Origin of the sequence: Thiocapsa sp. (assembly GCF_011390875.1) — a bacterium.
Lineage (GTDB): Bacteria > Pseudomonadota > Gammaproteobacteria > Chromatiales > Chromatiaceae > Thiocapsa.
The window spans coordinates 1-3,016 of the sequence record NZ_JAABRP010000358.1 but is presented as its reverse complement, the minus strand read 5'-3'; the positions used below and the strand labels follow the sequence as shown (position 1 = coordinate 3,016).

General features: G+C 62.4%; 4 protein-coding genes. 3 read left to right on the top strand and 1 reads right to left on the bottom strand.

What is annotated here, in order from left to right:
* A partial coding sequence (locus GPT33_RS18375; protein ID WP_296811985.1) for a histidine kinase occupies positions 1–989 on the bottom strand: 989 nt, incomplete at its 3' end.
* 230 nt (positions 990–1,219) lie between these two features.
* On the opposite strand from GPT33_RS18375, the gene GPT33_RS18370 reads away from it, so the two are divergent.
* From GPT33_RS18370 to GPT33_RS18360, 3 genes are all read left to right on the top strand, one after another.
* Entirely contained in the window at positions 1,220–1,651 is a 432-nt protein-coding gene (locus GPT33_RS18370) for a hypothetical protein (protein ID WP_296811982.1), read from the top strand.
* A 66-nt stretch (positions 1,652–1,717) separates the two neighbouring features.
* Positions 1,718–2,080 carry a response regulator gene (locus tag GPT33_RS18365; protein WP_296811980.1) on the top strand — a complete coding sequence of 121 codons (363 nt, stop codon included), beginning with the start codon at positions 1,718–1,720 and terminating at the stop codon, positions 2,078–2,080.
* 42 nt (positions 2,081–2,122) lie between these two features.
* The coding region (locus GPT33_RS18360) for an Hpt domain-containing protein (protein ID WP_296811977.1) at positions 2,123–3,016 on the top strand (894 nt) is incomplete at its 3' end.

The window sequence follows — 3,016 nt, the reverse complement described above, 5'->3', positions numbered from 1 at the left end:
GAAGAACTGACGTCGAGCCAGCCTCCCACCTTGGCAGCACGTTCCTTGAGCCCCAGCAGGCCAAACGACTTGGCTTTGCGCAAGGCCTCGCTGTCCATGCCCTGGCCGTTGTCGTTCACTTCCAGCGTCAATACGCCTTCGCGGTCGCTCAGGTCGATGGTGACCGCCCGGGCATTGGCGTGCTTGGCCACATTGGTGAGCGCTTCTTGTGCCGTGCGATAGGCCACCAGCTGCACTTCGTGGGGCACTGCGATGGTGTCCGATGACCGACGCACCACCACGCGCATGTTGTTGCGGCGCTCAAAAGCCGTGGCCAGCCACTGCACAGCGGCCACGAGGCCCTGGTCCAGAATGGGCGGGCGCAGGTTCATCATGATGCGCTGGCTCGCACCCAGAGCGTGCTGCAGCATTTCCATGGCAGTGGCCACATGTTCGCGCAGGGCCTCACCTTCGGCGTGGCGGCCCACCCAGGCCAGGTCAAGCTTCACGGCGGCGAGCGAGCCGCCAATGTCGTCGTGAATTTCGCGGGCAATGTCGGCACGCTCCTGCTCAATGCTCACCTGCAGGTGCTCGGCCAGTTCGGCCAGACGCTTGCGCGAATCGGCCAGCTCAGCGTCGGAATGGGCTTTGGCCCGGCGGGTTTCGCTCACCTCAATGGCCCGCTGGATCACATGGGACAGCCGGTGCATGCTGTCTTTGAGCAGGTAGTCGCTCACGCCCCGGTGCATGGCTTCGACCGCAGCCGCTTCGCCAATCGCACCCGACAGAATCACAAACGGCAGGTCAGGGCGCACTTCCAGGGCCACGTCCCAGGCGTCCAGGCCGGTAAAGCCGGGCAGGTGGTAGTCGGCCAGCACCACATCGAACCGGTCCGACACCAGCTCGCGGCGGAAATCTTCCAGTGTGTCCACCAGCATCAGCTCACAGGCCATCTGGCTGCGCTGCAGGGCGAACTTCACCAGCGCGTGGTCAACGCGGGAATCTTCCAAGTGGAGGATTCGGACCCCGGGGGTGGTAGTCGTCTCAGGCATTCCGCTCATGTTGTGATGAATGTGGCACGAACCACCGCGTTCAGCGGTCTTGGTGGGCAAGGCAGCGAAGTGGAACTGAATTTGGCCGGTTATCTGCCGATACAGAAACACACAGACCGTGAAAATTGTACCGCCCACCACCCCATGAACTGCCCAGCACCGCCAAACCGTTCACCCTGGATCCCAAGATGATGCCGCAGAATCCCCCCTCCGTCTCGCTGCCCCTGCACCTGGTGGCCGACCTGCAGGACTCGTTGCTCATGGCGATGACGGATCTGGAGCGCCTCGAAGGCCTTCTGGACCATGCCACCGGAAACCTGCTGGAACGCTTCAGCACCGCCAACCACGCCCTGGGCAACTTGGCAGGCAAAGACAACGACGACCTGATCAGCATCCGCCACAGCCTGCACCAGGCGGTGACCGAGCTGCAGTTCCACGACATGGCCACCCAGCTGATCGTACACACCAGCAAGGTGCTGCAGGGATGCTCCTGGCGCCTGGCCGAAGAGGTCATTGAGCCCGACGAGGACGAAATTCCGCTGGGCGTGGACCCCATGCCCGACCGCCCAAGCCCCGTGACGCAAAGCGAAATGGACGCGGGCTCCGTTGAACTCTTCTGAGCTGAGCGCGCACTGCTCAAGCCGAACCTTTTTCTGTCGATATCTGTTGGAAACACGGAGTACCCCATGCAATCGATTCTTGCCGTAGACGACTCGGCCTCCATGCGAAAAATGGTGTCCTTCACGCTCACCGGCGCAGGCTTTCACGTGGTGGAAGCGGTAGACGGCCAGGACGCCTACGAAAAGGCACTGACCCACACTATCGACCTGGTACTGACCGACCAGAACATGCCGCGCCTAGACGGCCTGGGCCTGACCCGCAAGCTGCGTGAGAACCCCAAGTTTAAGACCACCCCCATCCTGATCCTGACCACCGAATCGAGCGACCAGATGAAACAGGCGGGTCGCAGCGCAGGCGCAACCGGGTGGCTGGTCAAACCGTTTGATCCGGGTCGCCTGATTGAAGTCATCCAAAAAGTTATCCGCTGAACGAGCGGCACCGAGCGAGCCCCACAGCCAAGGAGTCCCCCCATGGGTGAAACAATGAACGACAGCGCAACTGCCAGCGGCAATTTTGACCTGACGCAGTTCTACCAAATCTTCTTTGAAGAGGCGGGCGAAAACCTGGAGCAGATGGAACAGATGCTGCTTGCACTGGATCTGGAGCAGGCCGACGACGAAGAGCTCAATGCGATCTTCCGCTGCGCCCACTCCATCAAGGGTGGCGCCGCCACCTTTGGTTTTGCCGACGTGGCCGAGCTCACGCACCAGATGGAGTCGTTGCTGGACAAACTGCGCCGCCACGAACTGCAGCCCACCTCGGCCATGGTGGACGTGTTGCTGGAATCGTCCGACGCCCTCAAGCTGCTGCTGGGCCAACACCAGGGCAAGAGCGTCGAATCGCCAGCCACCGCCGACCTGGTGAGCCGCATCAGCGCACTGGCCCAAGGTGAATTCGCGCCAGCAACGCCAGCAGCAACCTCGCCAGCTCCTGCTGCCGCCCCACTCGAAGCCGTGCAGGCACCCAGCAGCACACCGTTTGCTTTTGCGCCCGCACGCACCAGCTCCAGCCAGCGCACGCTCGACATCCACATTGGCCCCATGGAGCACCCGGCTCAGGCCGATGGCATCGCGGAACTGTTCCGCGATATTCCCGGCCTGGGCGAATTGGAGATTCAGGTCTGTGACCAAGCTGACAAACGCGTCTTTCGCGTCAAAACCACATCCAGCGACACCGACCTGATGGACCTGTTCACGTTCCATGTGAGCAAAGACATCATTCTGATCACGGACCTGGACGCCACCGCCGAGACCGCACTGGCAGCCGCCGCACCACAGGCACCTGCGGCCCTCAAGGCGCAGGAAGGCGCCGACTTTGGCTTCTTTGACGACGCCCCGGGACTGCCCGCCTCTGCCCCAGCCACG